The sequence below is a fragment of the Malikia granosa genome (assembly GCF_002980595.1).
Lineage (GTDB): Bacteria > Pseudomonadota > Gammaproteobacteria > Burkholderiales > Burkholderiaceae_C > Malikia > Malikia granosa.
Genome location: NZ_PVLQ01000011.1, coordinates 84,656 through 105,515, shown reverse-complemented (window position 1 = coordinate 105,515; position 20,860 = coordinate 84,656). Strand labels below are relative to the sequence as shown.

The window sequence follows — 20,860 nt, the reverse complement described above, 5'->3', positions numbered from 1 at the left end:
CCGTCGGAGCGTCGGTCAACTAAGGGGACTCAAAGCTGAAATGCAGCATGCGCCATGCCGTGGGGTGATGTCATTCTTGAGTCGGAATCAAGAAAATTTACTCAACAGCAGAGCGTCGCATGAGCATATTCGGCATCGGTAGGCACTATGCCAGCCAGCTAGACAGAGGCAGTCGATACGATCCCTGGAGTCTGTGGGTCTTTCTTTCGCTGGCGCTGGCCATCATGGCGCTGGCGCGCACCGAGCATTACCTGCTGTTCCACACGATGGCCGAGATCATCGCCATCATGGTCAGCTTCTCGGTGTTCTCGCTCGCCTGGGCCACTCGCCATCACCTGTCCAACAGCTATCTGGCCGTGCTGGGGTCGTCCTACGGGGCGATCGGGCTGGTCGATGTCTTCCATGCCCTGACCTTCCAGGGCATGACCCTGCTGCCGGGGGTCACCACGAGCCAGCCGTCCCAGCTGTGGCTGATCGCACGCCTGATCGAGGCCGTCGGCACCGTGCTCGCGGGCCTGTTCGTGCGCCGTCCGGTCGATTTCCTGCGCCTGGCGCTGGGTTTCGGCCTCGTCGGCGGCGTCGGCGTGCTGCTGACGCTCAATGGCTGGCTGCCGCCGACCCTGGTCGAAGGCGTGGGCCTGACCACCTTCAAGGTCGTGATGGAGTACGTGATCATCGGACTGACGTTGGTCGGTGCCTTCCTGCTCTGGCGCGAGCGCGAGGCCTTCCCGCGGCGGGTCTACTGGCTGCTGATGGCCTCGCTGCTGGCGGCGATGATCACCGAGTTCTTCTTCACCCAGTATGTGAACTTCTACGACTTCGCGAACGAGGCGGGGCATTACTTCCGTCTGTTCTCGGTCGTCTTCGTCTACCTGGCGCTGGCCTTTGTCGGCGTGCGACAACCGGCCGAACTGTTCCTGGCCGAGCTGAAGGCGAAGGAGCAGCATCTGCACGACACCAACCGCCAGCTGCTCGAGGCCAGCAACCAGCTCAAGCAGGCACAGAGCATTGCCCATCTCGGCAGCTGGTACCTGGACATCCCGACCGATCGGCTGACCTGGTCGGACGAGACCTATCGCCTGTTCGGCATCCCGCTGGGGACGCCGATGAGCCTCGATTTGCTCTGGTCCCGGCTCTCGCCGGAGGACTTGCCCGTGGTCATGGCGGCCTGGGAGGCTGCGCTGGCGGGCGCCGAGTACGACGTCGAGCACCGCATCATCGTGGCGGGCGAAATGCGCTGGGTCAGGGAGCGTGCCGAGATCCGGCGCGGCCCGACCGGTGTGCCGCTCGAAGGCGTGGGCACCGTGCAGGACATCACCGAGCGGGTGCAGACCGAGCAGATCCTGCGCGAGAGCGAGCACCGCCTGCGCGCGATCATCAATGCGTCGCCGGTCCCGATGGCCATCAGCAACGGGCTGCAGGTGAGCTACGTGAACCGGGCTTTCGTCAAGGTGCTGGGCTACACCCTGGACGACATGCTGGACATGGATGGCTTTCGCATCCAGGCCTATCCCGATCCCGACTATCGCACGCAGCTGCGCGAGGAATGGCGGCGCAGGCGTGAGAATTCCATGTGCGACAGTAGCCCGTTCGAACCGATCGAGGTACGCATCCGCTGCAAGGACGGCAGCTTCAAGACCATGCTCGGCGAATCGGCCATGCTGCCGGGGCGCGACCTGCATCTGACGACCCTGGTCGACATCACCTCGCAGAAGAATGCCCTGACACGCATGGAGTGCCTGCTGGAGACGGCGATCGACGGCATCCATATTGTCGATGCCGAAGGCAATCTGGTGCAGTGCAGTCCGTCCTTCGCGCGCATGCTGGGTTACGAGGAGTCGGAACTCCTGAGCCTCAATCTTTCCGACTGGGACTGCTCCCAGCCCAAGGCCGAGTTGCAGGCCGGCATCCGCCGCCTGATGGAGCAGCCGGCGATCTTCGAGACCCGCCATTACCGCAAGGACGGCTCATGCCTGGAGGTGGAGATCAGCGCCAAGGGCATACAGCTCGATGGCAAGACCTATCTCTATGCCTCGAGCCGCGACATCACCGAGCGCAAGCGCATGGAGTCGGTGCTGGTGGTCGCGAAGGAGACCGCCGAGGCCGCCAACCTCGCCAAGAGCCAGTTCCTCGCCACCATGTCGCACGAGATCCGCACGCCGCTGAACGGCATCCTCGGCATGGCGCAGCTCCTGTTGCCGCCCACGCTGCCGGATGCCGAGCGCATCGACTACGCGCGCACCATCCTCAATTCGGGCCAGACCCTGCTGACCCTGCTCAACGACATCCTCGACGTGGCCAAGGTCGATGCGGGCAAGCTGGTGCTCGAATCGACCGTCTTCGAGCCGGCGCAGATGCTCGACGAGATGCTGTCGCTCTTTGTCGCCTCGGCGCAAGACAAGGGACTGGCGATCGACTGCCGCTGGCTCGGCCAGGCCAGCCACTACCGGGGCGATCCGCATCGCTTCCGCCAGATGGCGTCCAACCTGATCTCGAATGCCATCAAGTTCACCGACCGCGGCTCGGTCCTGATCGAGGCCAGCGAACAGGGCACGCGGGATGGCAAGACCCTGGTGAAGTTCGCCGTCACGGACACGGGCATAGGCATCCCGGCCGACCGGCTGCCCCAGCTGTTCAAGCCCTTCAGCCAGGCCGACAGTTCGACGACGCGCAAATATGGCGGCACCGGCCTGGGCCTGTCCATCGTCAGCAGCCTGGCCAAGCTGATGGGCGGTACGGCCGGGGTCGAGAGCGAACCCGGCAAGGGCTCGCATTTCTGGTTCCAGGTCTGGCTCGACCAGGTCGTCCAGGCCGAGGAGCCGCCAGCGGGTGCGCGGATCGCCCAAGGCAAGGATGCCAAGGCCCCCAGGCTGGCCGGTCGCGTGCTGGTGGTCGAGGACAACGCCACCAATCGCATCGTCATCCATTCCATGCTGAGCAAGATGGGGTTGCAGGTCGCGATGGCCGAGGATGGGCAGCAAGGCGTGCGGGCGGTGCAGGGCGAGCAGTCCTTCGACCTGGTCCTGATGGACATACAGATGCCGGTGATGGATGGCCGCTCCGCCACCCAGGCGATCCGCGAATGGGAGCGCCAGCAGCAGCGCGCCCACCTGCCCATCATCGCGCTGACCGCCGACGCCTATGAGGCCGACCGCCAGCAGGCCCTGGCGGCGGGCATGAACGACTTCCTGGCCAAGCCCATCCTCTACGACGCCTTGCACACGGTCTTGCTGCGCTGGCTGCCCCAGCCGGGCTGAGGCCCGGCTCCGCGGCCTGGCGAGCGGATGATTAGGCAGTATCACGGGCACAACGGCCTAAAATGCCATCCATTGGCCGGGCCAGATGGGCCCGGTTTTTGTTGCCAATATCGCCATGCAAGACAAATACCAGCACCAAGAGATCGAACGCGCCGCGCAGGCCCACTGGACCGCGGCCGATGCCTACCGCGTGAGCGAGGACGGCAGCAAGCCCAAGTACTACGCCTGCTCGATGCTGCCCTACCCGAGCGGCAAGCTGCACATGGGCCATGTGCGCAACTACACGATCAACGACATGCTGACGCGCCAGCTGCGCATGCAGGGCTACAACGTCCTGATGCCGATGGGCTGGGACGCCTTCGGCCTGCCGGCCGAGAACGCGGCGCTCAAGAACAAGGTGCCGCCGGCACAGTGGACCTACTCGAACATCGCCTACATGAAGCAGCAGATGCAGGCGATGGGGCTGGCGATCGACTGGTCGCGCGAGGTCGCGACCTGCCAGCCCGAGTACTACAAGTGGAACCAGTGGCTGTTCCTCAAGATGCTCGAGAAGGGCATCGCCTACCGCAAGACCCAGGTCGTGAACTGGGACCCGGTCGACCAGACCGTGCTGGCCAACGAGCAGGTGATCGATGGCCGCGGCTGGCGCACCGGCGCGCCGGTCGAGAAGCGCGAGATCCCGGGCTACTACCTCAACATCACCGCCTATGCCGAGGAGCTGCTGCAGCATGTGCAGCTCGGCAACGAGGCCGCGACGCTCGACGGCTGGCCCGACAAGGTGCGCCTGATGCAGGAGAACTGGATCGGCAAGAGCAGCGGCGTGCGCTTCGCCTTCCCGCACCAGATTCGCGGCCATGACGGCAACCTGATCCAGGACGGCCATCTCTACGTCTTCACGACGCGTGCCGACACCATCATGGGCGTCACCTTCTGCGCCGTGGCGGCCGAGCACCCGCTGGCCCTGCACGCGGCCGAGGGCAATCCGGCGCTGGCAGCCTTCCTGGAGGAATGCAAGCAGGGCGGCACCACCGAGGCCGAACTCGCGACCCAGGAGAAGAAGGGCATGCCGACCGGCCTGCTGGTGACGCACCCGCTGACCGGCGCACAGGTGCCGGTCTGGGTCGGCAACTATGTGCTGATGAGCTACGGCGACGGCGCCGTGATGGGCGTGCCGGCGCATGACGAGCGCGACTTCGCGTTCGCGCTCAAGTACGGCATCGAGATCAAGCAGGTGGTGGGGGCTCCGGCGGCGTCGGCCGGTACGGCGGGCTCCTCAGTCACAAGCTCCGATTCGTCGCCCGCCGCACCGACCGCCACCGCCTCCCTGGTGTTCGATAACACCCGCTGGCAGGACTGGTACGCCGACAAGGTCAACGGCGTCTGCGTCAACTCCGGCGTGCTCGATGGCCTAGGCCATGCGGCTGCCGTCGACCAGGTCGCCGAGCTGCTGGCCGCCAAGGGCCTGGGCGAGAAGAAGACCACCTTCCGCCTGCGCGACTGGGGCATCAGCCGCCAGCGCTACTGGGGCACGCCGATCCCGATCATCCACTGCGCCCAGCACGGCTCGGTGCCGGTGCCCGAGAAGGACCTGCCGGTCGTGCTGCCCGAGGACTGCGTGCCCGATGGTTCCGGCAACCCGCTGGTCAAGCACGAAGGCTTCCATGCCGGCGTGACCTGCCCGATCTGCGGCGCCGCGGCACGGCGCGAGACCGACACCATGGACACCTTCGTGGATTCGTCCTGGTACTTCATGCGCTACTGCGACCCGAAGAACGCCGACGCGATGGTGGCCGAGGGCGCCGACTACTGGATGCCGATGGACCAGTACATCGGCGGCATCGAGCACGCGATCCTGCACCTGCTGTATGCGCGCTTCTGGACCAAGGTCATGCGCGACCTGGGCCTGGTCAAGGTCGACGAGCCGTTCAGGAAGCTGCTGACCCAGGGCATGGTGCTGAACCACATCTATTCCCGCCGCACCGAAAAGGGCGCCAAGGAATATTTCTGGCCGCATGATGTCGAGCATGTGCTCGACGAAGGCGGCAAGATCGTCGGTGCCAAGCTCAAGAATGCGGTCGAGAGCGCCGATGGCCTGCTGCCGGTCGGCAGCGCGATCGACTACGAGGGCGTGGGCACCATGTCCAAGTCGAAGAACAACGGCGTCGATCCGCAGGACCTGATCGAGAAATACGGCGCCGACACGGCCCGCCTCTACACCATGTTCACCGCGCCGCCCGAGGCGACGCTGGAATGGAACGATGCCGCGGTCGAGGGCAGCTACCGCTTCCTGCGCCGGGTCTGGAACTTCGGCTACAAGCTGTCGCGCACCGACTGGGCCCAGGCCGTCGAGAGCGTGGCCCAGGCGCACAAGCTCAACGATGTCGCCTTCGGCAAGGAAGCCAAGGCGCTGCGCCGCGAGATCCATACCGTGCTCAAGCAGGTCGACTACGACTACCAGCGCATGCAGTACAACACCGTGGTCTCGGGCACGATGAAGATGCTCAATGCGCTCGAGGGCTTCGACGCCGAGGCCACGGCCGGCGGCCAGGTTGCACTGATCGAGGGCTTCGGCATCCTGCTGCGCTGCCTGTACCCGGCAACGCCGCACATCACGCACCAGCTCTGGAGCGGGCTCGGCTATGCCGGCGAGCTCGGCGAGCTGCTCGATGCGCCCTGGCCCAAGGTCGATCCGGTCGCGCTGGTGCAGGACGAGATCGAGCTGATGCTGCAGATCAACGGCAAGCTGCGCGGCTCCATCCTGGTGCCGGCCAGCGCCGACAAGGCCGCGATCGAGGCGGCGGCGGTCGCCAGCGAGCCGGTGCAGAAGCAGGCCAACGGCGCGGCACCGAAGAAGGTGATCGTGGTGCCGGGTCGCCTGGTCAACGTGGTGCTGTAAGGCCCATGCGCGCCGTCCCGACTTCGCCCTTGTCATCCGCTTCGCCGCAGGCTGGCCAGCCTGCGGCCTTGCCGGTCGAGCGCCGCGCCTGGCTGCGCGCTGCCGCTGCCGGCGCCTTGACGCTGGGCCTGGCGGGCTGCGGCTTCCGCCTGCGCGGCGCGCTCAAGCTGCCGTTTGCCAGCCTGCGCAGCAACCTGTCGGAGCGCAGCGAGATCGGGCGCGAGCTGCGGGCCCAGCTGCAAGCCAGCGGGGTGCAGCTGGTCGAGCCGGCGACGACCGGCCAGTCCCAGCCGCCGGCCGACATCGAGCTGACCGTGCTCAAGGAGCAGCGCGAGCGCGCCGTGGTCGGCATCACCTCGATCGGCCAGGTGCGCGAGCTGCAGCTGCGCGTGCGCTTCAAGTTCCGCGTGCGCAGCGGCAAGGGCCGCGACCTGATCGACGACCTCGAACTGCTGCAGGAGCGCGACCTGAGCTACGACGAGGCGCTCGTGCTCGGCAAGCAGGCCGAGGAGGAGCTGCTCTACCGCGAGATGCAGTCCGACATCGTGCGCCAGCTGATGCGGCGGCTGGCGGCGCTCCAGCCTGACTGAGCGGCAGCCGGGCGCAGCAGCGAGTAGCGGGCCGGCCCGGCGTCGGCCTCGAGCACCAGCCGGCCCGGGCCCAGCGTCAGGGTCTGGCCGGCCGCGACGAAATAGTCGTTCGGATCGCCCGTGGCAGTGACCCAGAGCCGGCCGCTCCAGACCCGCAGCCACAGGCCGGGGGCGGCATCCAGGGTGATGGCCTGTCCGGGCCGAAGTTCGATCGGGGATGATGAAGAGGTCATGAGCGGGTTCCTTCCGGTATCGCTCCACTGTGCTTGGACTGCAGGCGGTAGAACAGCCACAATGCGTCCCGATTCGCCGCCTGTCAGTCGTGACGGCGCGCCGATCTGTGTGGCCCGGTCTGGCGGCCATCTGTACTGCTCGACCTGTCCGGTTCCAGGCCTGGATTCGGCACAATAACCCGCATGAGCAACGCGTCGCCATCGGTCAAGACTCCCCTGTACGCCCAGATCGGGCAGCGCATCGGGCAGATGATCGATGCCCAGGTCTTCCGCGTCGGGCAACGCCTGCCATCGCTGCGTGACCTGGCCTCGCAGAACGGGGTCTCGGTTTCCACCGCGGTGCAAGCCTTCCATTGGCTCGAGGAGCGCCACCTGGTGGAGGCAAGGCCGAAAGCGGGTTATTTCGTGGCGCCGCGCAGCCGCCGGCCGGCCTTGCCCGCCGTCAGCTGCCCGCCCCGGCACAGCCTGGCGCTGCAGCGCAAGAGCCGTACCGAGACGATCGCGGTGTTCCAGCCCCAGGGCCAGGAGGTGACCTTCGGCGCCGCCTACCCGGTGGTCAGCTTTGGCGGTGCCTGTCCGAAGGATCCCCTGTTCTTCGATGACGACCGCGTCCGCGTCGCGCTGGCGCGGGCCACCCGCATCCATCGCCACAGCCTGATCGAATACAGCGACTCGCCGGGCACGCAGGCCTTGCGCGAGGCGGTGGCCCGGCGTGCCCTGCACCTGGGCTGCCAGCTGCTGGCCGACGACCTCATCATCACGTCGAGCTGCATCCATGCGGTCGGGCTGTGCCTGCGGGCCGTCACCAAGCCCGGCGACGTGGTGGCGCTGGAGTCGCCGACCCATTTCGGTTTCCTGGATCTGCTCGAGTCACTGAACCTGCGGGTGCTGGAAGTGCCGACCCATCCGAAGCAGGGCCTGTCACTGCCGGCCCTGCAATTGGCGCTGGACACGCAGCCGATCAAGGTCGTGCTGTCGGTGCCCACCCTGTCCAATCCGCTCGGGGCGGTCATGAAGCACTCTGACAAGCGTGCCCTGGTGCAGATGCTGGCGAGCCGGCAGATTCCCCTGATCGAGGACGTGGTCTTCAACGACCTGCTGGCGGCGGACGAGCGGCGCAAGGCCGCCAAGGCCTTCGACCAGGACGGGGGCGTGATGGTCTGCGGCTCGTTTTCCAAGACCGTGGCGCCCGGCCTGCGGCTCGGCTGGGTCGAGGCCGGACGCTGGAAGGACAGCGTGAGCATGCTGAAGCGGGTGCAGGGCGGCCCGACCAATGTGGTGCTCGAGCAGGCGTTGGCCGATCTGCTGTCGCAGGCCGGTTACGAGGCCCGCATGCGCCGTCTGGGTGCGCTGATGAAGGACCGGCTGCAGGAGGCCCGGGGACTGATCAACGACAGTTTCCCCCGCGGCACCCGGGTCAGCGATCCGTCGGCGGGCTATACCCTCTGGGTCGAGCTGCCCGGACAGCTGGATGCCATGGCCCTGTTCCAGCGCTGCGTGGCCGAAGGCATCACCTTCGGGCCGGGCGCGCTGTTCACCGCGACCGACCGCTTCCGCCACTGCCTGCGACTGAGCTTCGCCGGTGCCTGGACCGACGTGGAACGGCGGGCGCTGGCCAGGATCGGGGAGCTGGCCAGGCGCCAGGGCGATGCGCCGTGAGTCCGGGGCGCCACGGGCGCTCAGTCCGTGCTCCCGCTCCTCGGCCGCATCAGCGTGCTCTTGCCGAACAGGCTCTCGACCAGGTCCACCGCCAGCCGCGCGCTGCGGTTACGTTCGTCGAGCGCCGGATTGAGCTCCATCAGGTCCAGGCTGGACAGGCGGCCGCTGTCGGCGATCATCTCCATGCAGAGCTGGGCCTCGCGGTAGCTCGGGCCGCCGCGCACCGGGGTGCCGACGCCGGGCGCGATCTCCGGATCGAGGAAGTCCAGGTCCAGGCTGAGATGCAGGTGGGTGTCCGCATCGACGCCGAGCAGTGCCTGCTGCATCGCGTGCCGCATGCCGTGCTCGTCGATGTAGCGCATGTCGTAGACCTCCAGCCCCAGCTCGTGCACCAGCCGCTTCTCGCCCGGGTCGACGCTGCGGATGCCGAGCTGGCGCAGCTGTTGCGGCTGCAGCGCCGGCGCGTCGCCGCCGCCGAGCCTTGTCAGTTCGGCCGGCCCGAGGCCACACAGGCAGGCCACCGGCATGCCGTGCAGGTTGCCGCTAGGCGTCAGCTCGTTCGTGTTGCAGTCGGCATGGGCATCGAGCCAGAGCACGCGCAGGCGCCGGCCTTGTTCCCGGCAATGGCGCGCCACCGCGCTGATCGAGCCGATCGCCAGGCAATGGTCGCCACCCAGCAGCAGTGGCAGCCGGTCCTGCCGCAGCTCGGCCAGCACGGCCTCGTGCAGGCGCCGGTTCCAGGCGATCACCTGGCCCAGATGACGGTAGCCGCCTTGCGCCGGCTGGTCGGGGTTGGCCGGTCCGGCCAGGTTGCCCTGGTCAAGCACCCGCAGCCCGCGCTGTTCGAGCGCCGCCTGCAGGCCGGCGACCCGCATCGCCTCCGGCCCCATCGAGGCACCGCGCACGCTGGCGCCGATGTCGGTCGGCGCGCCGATCAGGCTGACGGTGCTTGAGCTGTCCATGCCGTTCTCCTCGGGGTTGGAGGTCCCACTCTACAATCAAACGCGATGCAAGTCCCTGCCCCCCAATTGCCCGCGCAGCTGCAGCGCGGGTTGAGAAGCCTCTACACCCTGCACGGTGACGATCCGCTGCTGCAGCAGGAGGCGGCCGACGCGATCCGTGCCGCCGCGCGTGCGCAGGGGCATGGCGAGCGCAGCGTGTTCACCGTCGCCGGCGCCCATTTCGACTGGAGCGCGGTAATGGCCGCCGGCGGGTCCTTGAGCCTGTTCGCCGACAAGCAACTGGTCGAGATCCGCATCCCTTCGGGCAAGCCGGGCAAGGAAGGCTCGGCCGCGCTGCAGCAGATCGCCGCCGCGGCGGCGGGCAGCGACAGCACGCTGACCCTGGTGCTGTTGCCGCGCCTCGATGCCGCGACCCAGAAGAGCGCCTGGTTCGGCGCCCTCGACGCCCATGGCGTGACGGTGCGCATCGATCCGGTCGAGCGCGCCCAGCTGCCGGGCTGGATCGCGCAGCGCCTGCAGCAGCAGGGCCAGCGCGTCGCCGCCGGCGAGCCGGGCCAGCGCATCCTGGCCTTCATGGCCGACCGGGTCGAGGGCAATCTGCTCGCCGCGCACCAGGAGATCCAGAAGCTGGCCTTGCTCTACCCGCAGGGCGAACTCAGCTTCGAGCAGGTCGAGAGCGCGGTGCTCAATGTCGCGCGCTACGACCCCTTCAAGCTGGCCGAGGCCGTGCTCGATGGCCAGCCGGCGCGGGTGCAGCGCATGCTCGACGGCCTGCAGGCCGAGGGCGAGGCGGCGGTGCTGGTGCACTGGGCGCTGGCCGACGACATCCGCGCGCTCAATCGCGTCAAGCGCGCCGTCGCCGACGGCCGGCCGCTGCCGATGGTGCTGCGCGAGCAGCGGGTCTGGGGGGCGAAGGAAAAGCGCTTCGAGCGCCTGCTGCCGCGCCTGTCGGCCGCCCAGCTGGCAGGCTGGCTGCAGGACGCGCACAAGGTCGACGGCATCGTCAAGGGGCTCAAGGATGCCGACTGGCCGGCCGATCCTTGGCAGGCGCTGCACCGGCTGGCGCTGGCGGTCTGCCGCGGCTGCGCGGCGCGCTAGCCGCCGGTCGGGGCGCTCCGCTGCCTGGCTAGTGCTGGCTCGCTGCCAGCGAGGCAGCGCGGAAATCGCTCGGCGACAGCCCGGCATGCTCGCGGAACACGCGGCTGAAATGCGCGCCGTTGTTGAAGCCCCAGGAGAACGCGATGTCGGTGATCGTGCGCGGCTGGTGCAGGGGATTGCGCAGGTCGCGCATGCAGGCCTGCAAGCGCCGCTGCAGGATGAACTGGGCCAGCGTGACCTCCTCGTCGGCGAAGGCTTGGTGCAGGTGGCGCTTGCTGCAGCGCAGCACCTCGGCAATCCGATCCAGCGACAGCGCCGGATCGCGTAGATGCTGGCCGATGTAGTCGCGGATGCGGTCCTTGAACGCCTCGCGCTGGGTCGCGCCATTGCCCCGCCCGGCCAGCTCCTGCAGCGACAGCCGCACCATTTCCAGGATCAGGTCGCCGGCGCCGCGCGCCGCCTCCGGCGTCATGCTCGGCAGCTCCTGGTAGGTGTGGCGCATGGCCTCGAGCGCCACCCGCGAGATGCCGCTGGCGCCGCCGACATGGCGGCCCATCAGCGAGTCGAGCCGCAGGCCGCGCTCGGTCAGCTGTTCCTTCGGCAGCATCACGATCAGGTGATGCGAGCGCTCGGGGTTGGCGACCTCGTAGCTGCCGGTGGTGTCGTAGATGGCCCAGCCGCCGGGCCTGACCCAGGCTTGCCGGCCATGCTGCTCGACGGCGGCATTGCCTTCCCAGGGCGCGATGATCTTGATGTAGCTGGCCTCGCTGGCACGCGCCAGCCGGGGGCTGCGGATCACGCGGTGGCGGTTGGCGTCGAGCCGGGTCATGATCACGTCACCGGCGCAGGCATTGCTCAGATGGCCTTCGAACACCTCGGCGCCATACAGGTCGGACTCCAGCCCGAAGAACAGCGTCGACATCCAGTCACGCCAGGCCTGGGCCCGCTCCTGCGACGGGAGTTCATCGGTGGAGAAGACGGAGCCAGTCATCATCTTTTAATTATCCGACAGACCCGCCGCAGCGACAAGGCGGTGCATTCCCTAGCGGCCTTGCGCTCTCAGTCAAGACTTTTGTGCGCTCAGGGACAAGCCCGCCGGGCTCCGGTTTCCTACCATCTGGCCCTCTTCAGATTTTTCCGGGGTGACCGAAATGAACGAAATCCAGATGCTGATCGGCGGCCAGCGGCAGGCTGCATCGAACGGCGCCAGCTTCGAGCGGCGCAATCCGCTCGACCACAGCGTGGCCACGCGGGCGCCGGCTGCCACGGTCGCCGATGCCCAGGCGGCTGTCGAGGCCGCGGCCAAGGCCTTCCCGGCCTGGGCCGCCATGGGTCCGGGCGAGCGCCGCGGCCTGCTGATGAAGGCTTCGCAATCGCTGGCTGCCAAGGCCGATGCCTTCATCGCCGCGATGGCGACCGAGACCGGCGCCTCTGCCATCTGGGCCGGCTTCAACGTGCATCTCGCCGCCGACATGCTGCTGGAAGCCGCGGCGCTGACGACCCAGATCGACGGCCAGGTCATCCCGTCCAACGTGCCGGGCAACGTCGCGATGGCGGTGCGCCAGCCCGCCGGCGTGGTGCTGGGCATTGCGCCCTGGAATGCCCCGGTCATCCTGGGCGTGCGCGCCATCTCGACCCCGCTGGCCTGCGGCAATACCGTGATCCTGAAAGGCTCGGAGCTCTGCCCGGCCACGCATGGCCTGATCATCGAGGCGCTGCAGGAAGCCGGCCTGCCGCCGGGCGTGGTCAACTTCGTCACCAACGCCCCGGCCGATGCCGGCGCGGTGGTGGAGGCCATCGTGGCGCATCCGGCGCTGCGCCGCGTCAACTTCACCGGCTCGACCAAGGTCGGCAAGCTGATCGCCCAGACCTGCGCCAAGTACCTCAAGCCGGCCGTGCTCGAGCTCGGCGGCAAGGCACCGTTCGTGGTGCTCGACGATGCCGACATCGACGCTGCCGTCGCGGCTGCGACCTTCGGCGCCTTCGCCAACTCGGGCCAGATCTGCATGTCGACCGAGCGCCTGATCGTCGACCAGGCCGTGGCCGACGAGTTCGTGGCCAAGCTGACGGCGCGCGCGCAGAGCCTGCCGCTCGGCGATCCGCGCCAGGGTCCGGTGGTGCTGGGCTCGGTGGTCGACATGGCCACCGTCCAGCGCTGCAACGCCCTGATCGACGACGCGCTAGCCAAGGGCGCCAAGCTGCTGTGCGGCGGCAAGGCCGACAACACCCTGATGCCGGCCACGCTGCTCGACCATGTCACGCCCGAGATGGAGATCTACCGCGAGGAATCCTTCGCGCCGGTCAAGGCCATCGTGCGCGTCAACGGCGTCGAGGAGGCCGTGGCCTGCGCCAACGACAACGAGTTCGGCCTGGCTGCCGCGGTGTTCGGCCGCGATGTCTCGCGCGCCTGGAACGTCGCCGGCCGCATCGAGTCCGGCATCTGCCATGTCAACGGTCCGACCGTGCACGACGAGGCCCAGATGCCGTTTGGTGGCGTCAAGTCTTCTGGCTACGGCAAGTTCGGCGGCCAGGCCGGCATTGACTCCTTCACCGAGCTGCGTTGGATCACGATCCAGAACCAGCCGCGTCACTACCCGTTCTGATCGGGTCGATTCTGAGCCTATACATCACAGAGGAGAAGCAATTGATCAACAAGATGACTTCAACCCTAGGCCTGGCCTTGCTGGCACTGGCTTCGGTCCAGCCGGTGGCGGCACAGTCCGTCAACGCGGGCCAGCAGTATTACCAGAAGATCTGCGCCAAATGCCATGAGGTGGGCACCGGCCCCGTCATCACGGGCCGTGGCCTGCCCGCGATCACCTATGTCAGCATCGCGCGCAACGGCAACCGTGCCATGCCGGCCTTCCGCGTTACCGACATCGACGACGCGACGCTGCAGCAGCTGGCCGACTACCTGGCCAGCACCCCGGTCAAGAACCCGTAAGGAGAGCCGTCATGAGCAATGACCGACGTTTTGTCCTGAAAGGCCTGGCCGCGGCCGGCCTGCTGGCCGCCATGCCCTGGGCGCAGGCGAGCACCCGCGCGGCAGCACCGCTGTCTGATGCCGGCGTCGCCGATGCCGCGACCCGCGTGACTCCGCTGGTCAGCGGTGGCGCGCTCGACGCGGCCTTCCTGGCCGGCGTGCGCAATGGCCTGGGCCAGCCGGCCGCCACCCTGGTCAACCCGCCGCTGCAAGGCCTGGAGGCCGCGACCTACCAGCAGCTCAATCTGCTGCTGAACGACGATACCCCGACCCTGCTGGTCGGCCTGCTCGACGATGCCGCCGCCACCCTGGTGCTGGACCTGGTGCGCTCGGCCGGTGGCCGCGTGCTGTCGGCCGAGGCGCACCGGATCGGCCAGGACAGCATCGGCCAGCAGCGGGCTGGCGAGCTGGGCCAGGCCCTGGTGGCTGGTGCGGCCACTGCCGGCCGCAGGCAAGAGAACGGCAATGCCTATGTGGCATTGCGCTGCGTGATCTGAACAGGAGCAAGATTCCATGACAAGCAAATACCAGGCCCTGCCCAAGGGCGTTAGCGAAAACCGTTTCGACGCCGCGATCAAGAAGTTCCAGGCGGCCCTCGGTGCCGACCAGGTGATGACCTCGGCCGAACACCTGCGCCCCTACACCAAGGTCATGATGTCGGTGCCCGATGCGCGGCACCAGCCGTCGGCCGTCGTCACCGCGACCAGCGTCGAGCAGGTGCAGGCCGTCGTCAAGATCTGCAACGAGTACAAGATCCCGGTCTGGACCATCTCCACCGGCCGCAACTTCGGCTACGGCTCGGCAGCGCCGGTCGAGCGCGGCCAGATCGTGCTCGATCTGAAGAAGATGAACAAGATCATCCACATCGACCCCGAGCTGTGCACCGCTCTGGTCGAGCCGGGCGTGACCTACCAGCAGCTCTACGACTACATCGAGGAGAACAAGCTGCCGCTGATGCTGTCGTTCTCGGCGCCGTCGGCGATTGCCGGCCCGGTCGGCAACACGATGGACCGCGGCGTCGGCTACACCCCGTACGGCGAGCATTTCCTGATGCAGTGCGGCATGGAAGTGGTGCTGGCCAACGGCGACGTGCTGCGTACCGGCATGGGCGGCGTCAAGGGCGACAAGGCCTGGCAGGTGTTCAAGTGGGGTTACGGCCCGACCCTGGACGGCATGTTCACCCAGTCCAACTACGGCATCTGCACCAAGATGGGTTTCTGGCTGATGCCCAAGCCGCCGGTGTTCAAGCCGTTCGAGATCAAGTTCGACAACGAGGCCGACATCAACGAGATCGTCGAGATGCTGCGCCCGCTGCGCATCGCCAACATCATCCCGAACGCGGTGGTGATCGCCGGCACGCTGTGGGAAGCCGCCACCTGTGGCGTGCGCCGCTCCGACTACATCACCGAGCCGGGCGCGACGCCGGATTCCGTGCTGGCGCAGATCCGCAAGGACAAGCACCTGGGCGCCTGGAACGTGTACTGCGCGCTCTACGGCTCGCCCGAGCAGGTCGAGGTCAACTGGAAGATCGTCACCGAGACCATCAAGCGCGCCGGCAAGGGCCGCATCGTCACCCAGGAAGAGGCCGGCGACACCCAGCCGTTCAAGTACCGCGCCCAGCTGATGTCGGGCGTGCCGAACCTGCAGGAATTCGGTCTCTACAACTGGCGTGGGGGCGGTGGCTCGATGTGGTTCGCCCCGGTCAGCCAGGCGCGCGGCAGCGAGTGCGACAAGCAGTTCGCGCTGGCCAAGAAGATCCTGAACAAGCATGGCCTGGACTATGTCGGCGAGTTCATCGTCGGCTGGCGCGACATGCACCACGTGATCGACGTGCTGTACGACCGCAGCAGCGAGGAGGAAACCCAGCGCGCCAACGCCTGCTTCAACGAGCTGCTCGACGAGTTCGAGAAGGAAGGCTATGCCGTCTACCGCGTCAACACCGCCTTCCAGGAGCGCGTCGCCCAGAGCTACGGCCCGGTCAAGCGTTCGGTCGAGCGCAAGATCAAGCGCGCGCTGGATCCGAACGGCATCCTGTCCCCGGGCAAGAGCGGCATCAACATCTAATCCGGTTTGAGAGTCCCCCCTGCGGGGGGCAGAGGAGACTTATGAAATTCAACACGATGAGTGCCGCGCTGGCCCTGGTGGCCACGCTGGCAGGCGGAGCTGCGCAGGCCGAAGGCCATTACGTCACCGGCGTCGAGGGCCTGCAGGGCTCGAGCGTGCCGCCGGCCGGCAACTACTACCTGGGCTATCTGGTCAACTACGACATCAACGGTTTCCAGGCCCCCGATTCCAAGGACGGCATCGGCGGTTCCGGCCAGGTCACCGCGCTGGCCAACCGCATCGTCAAGATCACCGATACCAAGCTGTTCGGCGCCGACTACGGTTTCGAGACCATCATCCCGGTGCTGCGCACCTCGGTGAAGGTCGGCCCGCTCGACGCCAGCGACAGCGGCGTGGGCGATGTCTACGTCGGCCCGCTGGTGCTGGGCTGGCATGGCCCGCAATGGGATGCCGTCGCGGCGGCCGGCATGTGGCTGGACACCGCGTCCAACACCCTGGGCGACCCGACTTCGCCGGGCAAGGGCTACAAGTCCACCATGCTGACCGGCGGCCTGACCTACTACTTCGACCCCTCGAAGACCATTTCCGGCTCGGCGCTGTTCCGCTACGAGTACAACGGCAAGAAGGACAACGGCGTGCGCCCGGGCGAGCAGCTGTCGCTGGAATGGGGCGTCGGCAAGAACTACGGCGCCTACTCGCTGGGCGTGGTCGGCTACAGCCAGTGGCAGCTGAGCCATGACAAGGGCACCGCTGCCGTCGCCGGCAAGGCCGAGCGCCATGCCGCCGGCCTCGAGCTGGTCTACCCGGTGGCCTCGGCGGGCCTGTTCCTCAAGGGCGCCGCCTACAAGGAATTCAGCGTGCACGGCGGCAGCGGCCCCGAGCCCAAGGGCAATCTGTTCCGCCTGAGCCTGGTCAAGCCGTTCTGACGCCGGCAACCAGCCTTGCCATTGAAGGGGCGTAGCTGGCGCAGGCCGGCTCCGCCCTTTTCATTTCATTCGAAGGCCGGCAGTTCGGGCTTGTGCACCGGCTTGCCGGCGGCGGCCCAGGCGTCGAAGCCGCCAGCGATCGACTGCACCTTCAGGTAGCCCATCTCCCGCATCGCGGCGGCGGCCAGCGCGGCGCGACCGCTGGTCTTGCAATAGATCACGAAGCTCAGGTCGCGGCTGGCCAGCTGCGGCGAGCCGCTGAGCTTGAACTCCAGCAGGCCACGCGAGGCATGGACCGCGCCGGGAATATGGCCGGCCGCGAACTCATCGGCCTCGCGCACATCGAGCAGCACATCGGCATCGCGGATCGCGGCCTCGGCTTGCGCGACGGAGATTTCGGCAACCTGCGCCTTGGCGGCGGCGACCAGGTCCATGGCGGTTTTCATGCGGGAGACTCCTGTCTGATGAACGGTGGGGGGTATCCTGCCATTGTCGCCCAGCGACCGGCCCGGGGCAAGCTCAGTCCACGTCGCCCTCGGCCGGCTGCTGCGCGCGCCGCTCGCGCACTGCCTGCGCGAGTTGCTGCAGCAGCGGCAGCGTCTGCTCGAAGCTGATGCAGGCGTCGGTCACCGACACGCCGGGCTGCAGCGGCTGGCCCGGCACGATGTCCTGCCGGCCCTCGCGCAGGTGGCTCTCGACCATGAGGCCGGTGATGCGGCGCTCGCCGCCCGCGATCTGGCCCGCGACATCGGCGCCGACCTCGAGCTGGCGCCGGTGCTGCTTGCTGCTGTTGGCATGCGAGCAATCGACCATCACCTGCTCGCGCAGGCCGGACGCGCGCAGCACGGCGCAGGCGGCCTCGACATCGGCGGCCGAGTAGTTGGGCTGCTTGCCGCCGCGCAGGATCAGGTGGCAGTCCTGGTTGCCGCGGGTCTCGAAGATCGCCGCCAGCCCCATCTTGGTCATGCCCATGAAGGCGTGTTCGGACTGCGCCGCGACGATGGCGTCGGCCGCCACCTTGACCCCGCCGTCGGTGCCGTTCTTGAAGCCGATCGGGCAGCTCAGGCCGCTGGCGAGCTGGCGATGGCTCTGGCTTTCGGTGGTGCGTGCGCCGATCGCGCCCCAGCTGACCAGGTCGCTGATGAACTGCGGCGACAGCAGATCGAGGAACTCGGTGCCGACCGGCAGGCCGATTTCCAGCACGTCGAGCAGCAGCGCGCGCGCACGTTCCAGCCCCTCGTTGATCGCGAAGCTGCCGTCCAGGTGCGGGTCGTTGATGTAGCCCTTCCAGCCCACCGTGGTGCGCGGCTTCTCGAAATAGACCCGCATCACGATCAGCAGCTCGTCGCGCAGCGCATCGGCCTGTTCCTTGAGCCGGCGCGCGTAGTCGAGCGCCTGCTCGTGGTCATGGATCGAGCAGGGGCCGACCACGACCAGCAGCCGGTCGTCCTGGCCGTGCAGCACGCGCGCGATCTCGGCCCGGCTGGCTTCGACCAGGGCCTGCGCCGGCTCGGGCGTCGGCAGCCATTCCTGCAGCAGCGCGGGGGTCAGCAGCGGGCGCACGGCGCGGATGCGCAGGTCGTCGGTGCGGGTCTTGTCCTGGGTATGGGTCTGGCTGGGGGTATGCATGGCAAGCGGAAAATCAGGCGGTGGCGCCGGCCTGGCGTTGCCAGAAGCGCGGCAGGGTGGCCTTGGAGCATTGCTGCAAGGCCTGCAAGAAATCATGTCCGGGCGCAGCGACGCCGTGGCGCTGGCGCAGGTCGCGCTGGATGCGCAGCAGCAGCTCGGCCGTGACCTCGGCATCGGACAGCGCCCGGTGTGCCTGGCCATGGCGCGGCAGGGCGTGGAAATCGGCCAGGGTGCCGAGCTTGTGGTTCGGCGCGTCCGGATAGAGCCGGCGCGACAGCAGCACGGTGCAGGCAAAGGGTTGGCTTGCGGCCAGGCCGAGCCGCGCCAGCTCGGCCTGCCAGAACTTGCGGTCGAAGGAGGCGTTGTGCGCGACCAGCGGCCGGTCGCCGACGAACTGCGCCGCCTGCGCCATCACTTGCGCCGCGGCTGGCGCGGCACGCACCATCTCGTTGCTGATGCCGGTCAGCTCGGTGATGAAGGGCGGAATCCAGACCCCGGCATTCATCAGGCTGGCAAAGCGGTCGACCACCCGATCCTGTTCGACCAGCACGATCGCGACCTCGGTCGCACGGCCGCCGGCTTCGGGCATCAGCCCGCTGGTTTCAAAGTCGATGATGGCAATCGCGCTCATGGTGGCGCTAGTCTAAGCCCTGCGCGCGGGCCGGGCCGTGGACTCAACCCGTGCTGGCGCGGGTACCGAGTCCGCTGCGCCAGGCCGACCGCATCTCGCCCTGCAGCCAGTCGCGGGCCTGCGGCAAGGTGTCGAACAGCGCCACCCGATAGACCGAGCGCTTCGAGCCGATCAGGATCGACTGCAACAGCTGGGCCAGCTCCGGATCGTTCTTCAGTCCGGCATAGACCGCCCGCACCTGCGGATTGCTGGCCTGCGCGCCGTACTGGATCGCGGCGAGCTCCTGCAGCAGGTCGGCGTCGAGCTCGTGGCTGCTGACATGGCTGAAATCATTGATCACGTAGCGGATGTCGTCGAAGCGCGGGTCGGCCTGTATCGCCTCGACCGAGCGCACGAACTCGTCAGCCGACACATGGCCCGACAGGCGCTTGAGCACCCCTTTGTGTTCCCAGATGATTTCGCAAGGCATGGCGGCGGATCGGCCCGGAGTCCGGTGTTGAGACAGGATGACCCATGGTAGATCATCCTAATGGTAATTACTATGCTGCAATGCCGCATGAATCCCTACCATCAAATGATATGTGTGCTAGAGGAACCGCGGCCTCTCGATTCGCCGCCCCATTGCTGACCGCCGGGCCCATCGCCCTGATCGCCTTGCCGCAGCCGGCCTGGGCCGGCTGGGCCGTGCCGCCCGCCGCTGCGCCGGCGACCGGACTGATGCTGGCCGCCGGACTGGTCTGGCTCTGGCTGGGCAAGCGGCGCTCCGACCAGGCCTTGCGTCGCAGCCGGCTCAGCCTGGCCGCGCTGCAGCAGGACGGGCAGGCGGCCGAGGCACGCTGGCAGGCAAGCGTCGAGCAGGCGGGCTGCGCCACGCAGGCTGCCACGGGCGAGCGCGACCGGCTCGAGCAGGCCCTGTTCGCCAGCCAGCAGAGGCTGCAGCGCCAGCTCGAATGCGCCAGCGAACTGGTGTTCGCGCTCGACCTCGACGGCTGCATCCAGCAGCTCTCGGCCAACTGGCGCGAGGCGCTCGGCGTGGACCCGGAGCGCCTGCTTGGCCAGAGCCATGCCTGGCTGGTGCATGCCGACGACCTGCCGGCCTGCCAGGCCATCATCGAGCGGGCGCTGGCGAGCCGCCGCCGGCAGGGCGAAGTCGAGTACCGGATTCGCCACGCCGAGGGCGACTGGCGCTGGCATGCAGCCCGGGTCGCGCCCCTGTTCGACCCCGGCGGACGCCGGGTCGGCCTGCTCGGCGTCGCGCGCGAGCTCGGAGCCGACCTGCGCTCGGGCGCATATCCTCGGGCACATTTCGATGCGCTGACCGGGCTGCCGGGTCGTCTGCTGTGCCTGGACCGGCTACAGCAGGCCTTGCTGCAGGCCGAGCGTCATGGCGGGCGCAGCGCCTGGCTGCAGATCGAGCTCGACCATTTCGGGCCCGTCAATGCGCGCTGGGGCCATGCCATCGGCGACCTGCTGCTGCAGGAAGTGGCAAGCCGGATTGCCTCCTGCGTGCGCCGCTCGGACACGGTCGGTCGCGGCGAGGGCGACCATTTCATGGTGCTGCTGCCCGCGGTCGGCTGCACGCGCGAGGCGCTCGAGGTGGCGGACAAGATCCGCCGCAAGCTGAGCGAACCGATGCTGTTGCGCGGCCAGCGCTTCGCGCTGACGAGCCGCATTGGCGTCGCGCTCTACCCCCTGCATGGCATGGACGAGGATGAACTGAGTGCCAGTGCCGGGCTGGCTGCCAGCCGCGCCAAGGACGCTGGACGCAATTGCGTCGCCTTGCCCGACCGCCTGCCAGACCCCTTGCACGAGCTTCCAGAGGCCGCCTGAATTTTTTTGTTGCACCGCAACAAAAAGTCTTGCACGAGTCCGATCCCACTCCTAGAATGGACTCCATGTTGCGGTGCAATATAAGTCTTGGGAGTCTTCCGG

Annotated in this window: 18 protein-coding genes; 11 read left to right on the top strand and 7 right to left on the bottom strand. The window is 67.9% G+C overall.

From position 1 onward, the window contains the following. The first annotated feature begins 119 nt into the window (after window positions 1–119). The 3 genes from C6P64_RS03150 to C6P64_RS03140 all read left to right on the top strand — a co-directional run bounded on the left by C6P64_RS03150 (window position 120) and on the right by C6P64_RS03140 (window position 6,743). Entirely contained in the window at window positions 120–3,257 is a 3,138-nt protein-coding gene (locus C6P64_RS03150) for an MASE3 domain-containing protein (RefSeq protein ID WP_105747133.1), read from the top strand. A 115-nt stretch (window positions 3,258–3,372) separates the two neighbouring features. Further along, a complete protein-coding gene (gene leuS, locus C6P64_RS03145) occupies window positions 3,373–6,153 on the top strand; it encodes a leucine--tRNA ligase (protein ID WP_105747168.1) in 2,781 nt (926 codons plus the stop codon). 5 nt (window positions 6,154–6,158) lie between these two features. Continuing rightward, entirely contained in the window at window positions 6,159–6,743 is a 585-nt protein-coding gene (locus C6P64_RS03140; protein WP_245911612.1) for an LPS-assembly lipoprotein LptE, read from the top strand. Here the strand turns inward: C6P64_RS03140 and C6P64_RS03135 are convergent. After that, window positions 6,674–6,976: a DUF2917 domain-containing protein gene (locus C6P64_RS03135; RefSeq protein ID WP_105747131.1), complete on the bottom strand. Its 303-nt coding sequence runs from the start codon at window positions 6,974–6,976 to the stop codon at window positions 6,674–6,676. The genes C6P64_RS03140 and C6P64_RS03135 overlap by 70 nt on opposite strands. A gap of 183 nt (window positions 6,977–7,159) precedes the next feature. Between C6P64_RS03135 and C6P64_RS03130 the strand changes: the two genes are divergently transcribed. Beyond that, window positions 7,160–8,635: an aminotransferase-like domain-containing protein gene (locus C6P64_RS03130; RefSeq protein WP_105747130.1), complete on the top strand. Its 1,476-nt coding sequence runs from the start codon at window positions 7,160–7,162 to the stop codon at window positions 8,633–8,635. 20 nt (window positions 8,636–8,655) lie between these two features. Here C6P64_RS03130 and rocF read toward each other — a convergent pair whose 3' ends face one another. Beyond that, window positions 8,656–9,597, bottom strand: a complete 942-nt coding sequence (rocF, locus tag C6P64_RS03125) for an arginase (protein ID WP_105747129.1) — start codon at window positions 9,595–9,597, stop codon at window positions 8,656–8,658. Window positions 9,598–9,642: 45 nt separating this feature from the next. Here rocF and holA point away from each other — a divergent pair, with 45 nt between their 5' ends. Further along, a complete protein-coding gene (gene holA, locus C6P64_RS03120) occupies window positions 9,643–10,695 on the top strand; it encodes a DNA polymerase III subunit delta (RefSeq protein WP_105747128.1) in 1,053 nt (350 codons plus the stop codon). A 28-nt stretch (window positions 10,696–10,723) separates the two neighbouring features. Here the strand turns inward: holA and C6P64_RS03115 are convergent, their stop codons facing one another. Then, complete coding sequence (locus C6P64_RS03115; RefSeq protein WP_105747127.1) at window positions 10,724–11,689, bottom strand: AraC-like ligand-binding domain-containing protein; 966 nt, start codon at window positions 11,687–11,689, stop codon at window positions 10,724–10,726. Between the two features lie 157 nt (window positions 11,690–11,846). Here C6P64_RS03115 and C6P64_RS03110 point away from each other — a divergent pair, with 157 nt between their 5' ends. From C6P64_RS03110 to C6P64_RS03090, 5 genes are read left to right on the top strand one after another with little or no spacing between them, the layout of a single operon-like run. Further along, window positions 11,847–13,298, top strand: a complete 1,452-nt coding sequence (locus tag C6P64_RS03110) for an aldehyde dehydrogenase (RefSeq protein WP_105747126.1) — start codon at window positions 11,847–11,849, stop codon at window positions 13,296–13,298. A 53-nt stretch (window positions 13,299–13,351) separates the two neighbouring features. Further along, entirely contained in the window at window positions 13,352–13,639 is a 288-nt protein-coding gene (locus C6P64_RS03105) for a c-type cytochrome (RefSeq protein WP_105747167.1), read from the top strand. Window positions 13,640–13,650: 11 nt separating this feature from the next. After that, on the top strand, window positions 13,651–14,175 hold the full coding sequence (locus C6P64_RS03100; protein WP_105747125.1) for a hypothetical protein: 525 nt from the start codon (window positions 13,651–13,653) through the stop codon (window positions 14,173–14,175). 16 nt (window positions 14,176–14,191) lie between these two features. Beyond that, the gene (locus C6P64_RS03095) at window positions 14,192–15,742 is read left to right on the top strand and encodes an FAD-binding oxidoreductase (RefSeq protein WP_105747124.1); all 1,551 of its coding nucleotides are present in this window, start codon (window positions 14,192–14,194) and stop codon (window positions 15,740–15,742) included. A 41-nt stretch (window positions 15,743–15,783) separates the two neighbouring features. Further along, entirely contained in the window at window positions 15,784–16,668 is an 885-nt protein-coding gene (locus C6P64_RS03090) for a SphA family protein (RefSeq protein ID WP_105747123.1), read from the top strand. A gap of 65 nt (window positions 16,669–16,733) precedes the next feature. Here C6P64_RS03090 and C6P64_RS03085 read toward each other — a convergent pair whose 3' ends face one another. From C6P64_RS03085 to C6P64_RS03070, 4 genes are all read right to left on the bottom strand, one after another. Then, window positions 16,734–17,114, bottom strand: a complete 381-nt coding sequence (locus C6P64_RS03085) for a rhodanese-like domain-containing protein (RefSeq protein ID WP_105747122.1) — start codon at window positions 17,112–17,114, stop codon at window positions 16,734–16,736. Between the two features lie 73 nt (window positions 17,115–17,187). Then, the gene (locus C6P64_RS03080) at window positions 17,188–18,297 is read right to left on the bottom strand and encodes a 3-deoxy-7-phosphoheptulonate synthase (RefSeq protein WP_105747121.1); all 1,110 of its coding nucleotides are present in this window, start codon (window positions 18,295–18,297) and stop codon (window positions 17,188–17,190) included. Between the two features lie 13 nt (window positions 18,298–18,310). Further along, a complete protein-coding gene (locus C6P64_RS03075; RefSeq protein WP_105747120.1) occupies window positions 18,311–18,928 on the bottom strand; it encodes a 3'-5' exonuclease in 618 nt (205 codons plus the stop codon). A 43-nt stretch (window positions 18,929–18,971) separates the two neighbouring features. Further along, complete coding sequence (locus tag C6P64_RS03070) at window positions 18,972–19,397, bottom strand: hypothetical protein (protein WP_146115853.1); 426 nt, start codon at window positions 19,395–19,397, stop codon at window positions 18,972–18,974. Between the two features lie 152 nt (window positions 19,398–19,549). On the opposite strand from C6P64_RS03070, the gene C6P64_RS03065 reads away from it, so the two are divergent. Then, on the top strand, window positions 19,550–20,758 hold the full coding sequence (locus tag C6P64_RS03065) for a sensor domain-containing diguanylate cyclase (RefSeq protein WP_146115852.1): 1,209 nt from the start codon (window positions 19,550–19,552) through the stop codon (window positions 20,756–20,758). Window positions 20,759–20,860: the final 102 nt, after the last annotated feature.

Excerpts from the sequence above, each read along its gene's own strand:
- C6P64_RS03140 (WP_245911612.1), top strand. The coding sequence starts at position 6,159 with ATGCGCGCCGTCCCGACTTCGCCCTTGTCATCCGCTTCGCCGCAGGCT.
- holA (WP_105747128.1), top strand. The coding sequence starts at position 9,643 with ATGCAAGTCCCTGCCCCCCAATTGCCCGCGCAGCTGCAGCGCGGGTTG.
- C6P64_RS03095 (WP_105747124.1), top strand. The coding sequence starts at position 14,192 with ATGACAAGCAAATACCAGGCCCTGCCCAAGGGCGTTAGCGAAAACCGT.
- C6P64_RS03100 (WP_105747125.1), top strand. The coding sequence starts at position 13,651 with ATGAGCAATGACCGACGTTTTGTCCTGAAAGGCCTGGCCGCGGCCGGC.
- C6P64_RS03110 (WP_105747126.1), top strand. The coding sequence starts at position 11,847 with ATGAACGAAATCCAGATGCTGATCGGCGGCCAGCGGCAGGCTGCATCG.
- C6P64_RS03080 (WP_105747121.1), bottom strand. The coding sequence starts at position 18,297 with ATGCATACCCCCAGCCAGACCCATACCCAGGACAAGACCCGCACCGAC.
- leuS (WP_105747168.1), top strand. The coding sequence starts at position 3,373 with ATGCAAGACAAATACCAGCACCAAGAGATCGAACGCGCCGCGCAGGCC.
- C6P64_RS03070 (WP_146115853.1), bottom strand. The coding sequence starts at position 19,397 with ATGCCTTGCGAAATCATCTGGGAACACAAAGGGGTGCTCAAGCGCCTG.
- rocF (WP_105747129.1), bottom strand. The coding sequence starts at position 9,597 with ATGGACAGCTCAAGCACCGTCAGCCTGATCGGCGCGCCGACCGACATC.
- C6P64_RS03130 (WP_105747130.1), top strand. The coding sequence starts at position 7,160 with ATGAGCAACGCGTCGCCATCGGTCAAGACTCCCCTGTACGCCCAGATC.
- C6P64_RS03085 (WP_105747122.1), bottom strand. The coding sequence starts at position 17,114 with ATGAAAACCGCCATGGACCTGGTCGCCGCCGCCAAGGCGCAGGTTGCC.
- C6P64_RS03150 (WP_105747133.1), top strand. The coding sequence starts at position 120 with ATGAGCATATTCGGCATCGGTAGGCACTATGCCAGCCAGCTAGACAGA.
- C6P64_RS03115 (WP_105747127.1), bottom strand. The coding sequence starts at position 11,689 with ATGATGACTGGCTCCGTCTTCTCCACCGATGAACTCCCGTCGCAGGAG.
- C6P64_RS03105 (WP_105747167.1), top strand. The coding sequence starts at position 13,352 with ATGACTTCAACCCTAGGCCTGGCCTTGCTGGCACTGGCTTCGGTCCAG.
- C6P64_RS03135 (WP_105747131.1), bottom strand. The coding sequence starts at position 6,976 with ATGACCTCTTCATCATCCCCGATCGAACTTCGGCCCGGACAGGCCATC.
- C6P64_RS03090 (WP_105747123.1), top strand. The coding sequence starts at position 15,784 with ATGAAATTCAACACGATGAGTGCCGCGCTGGCCCTGGTGGCCACGCTG.
- C6P64_RS03075 (WP_105747120.1), bottom strand. The coding sequence starts at position 18,928 with ATGAGCGCGATTGCCATCATCGACTTTGAAACCAGCGGGCTGATGCCC.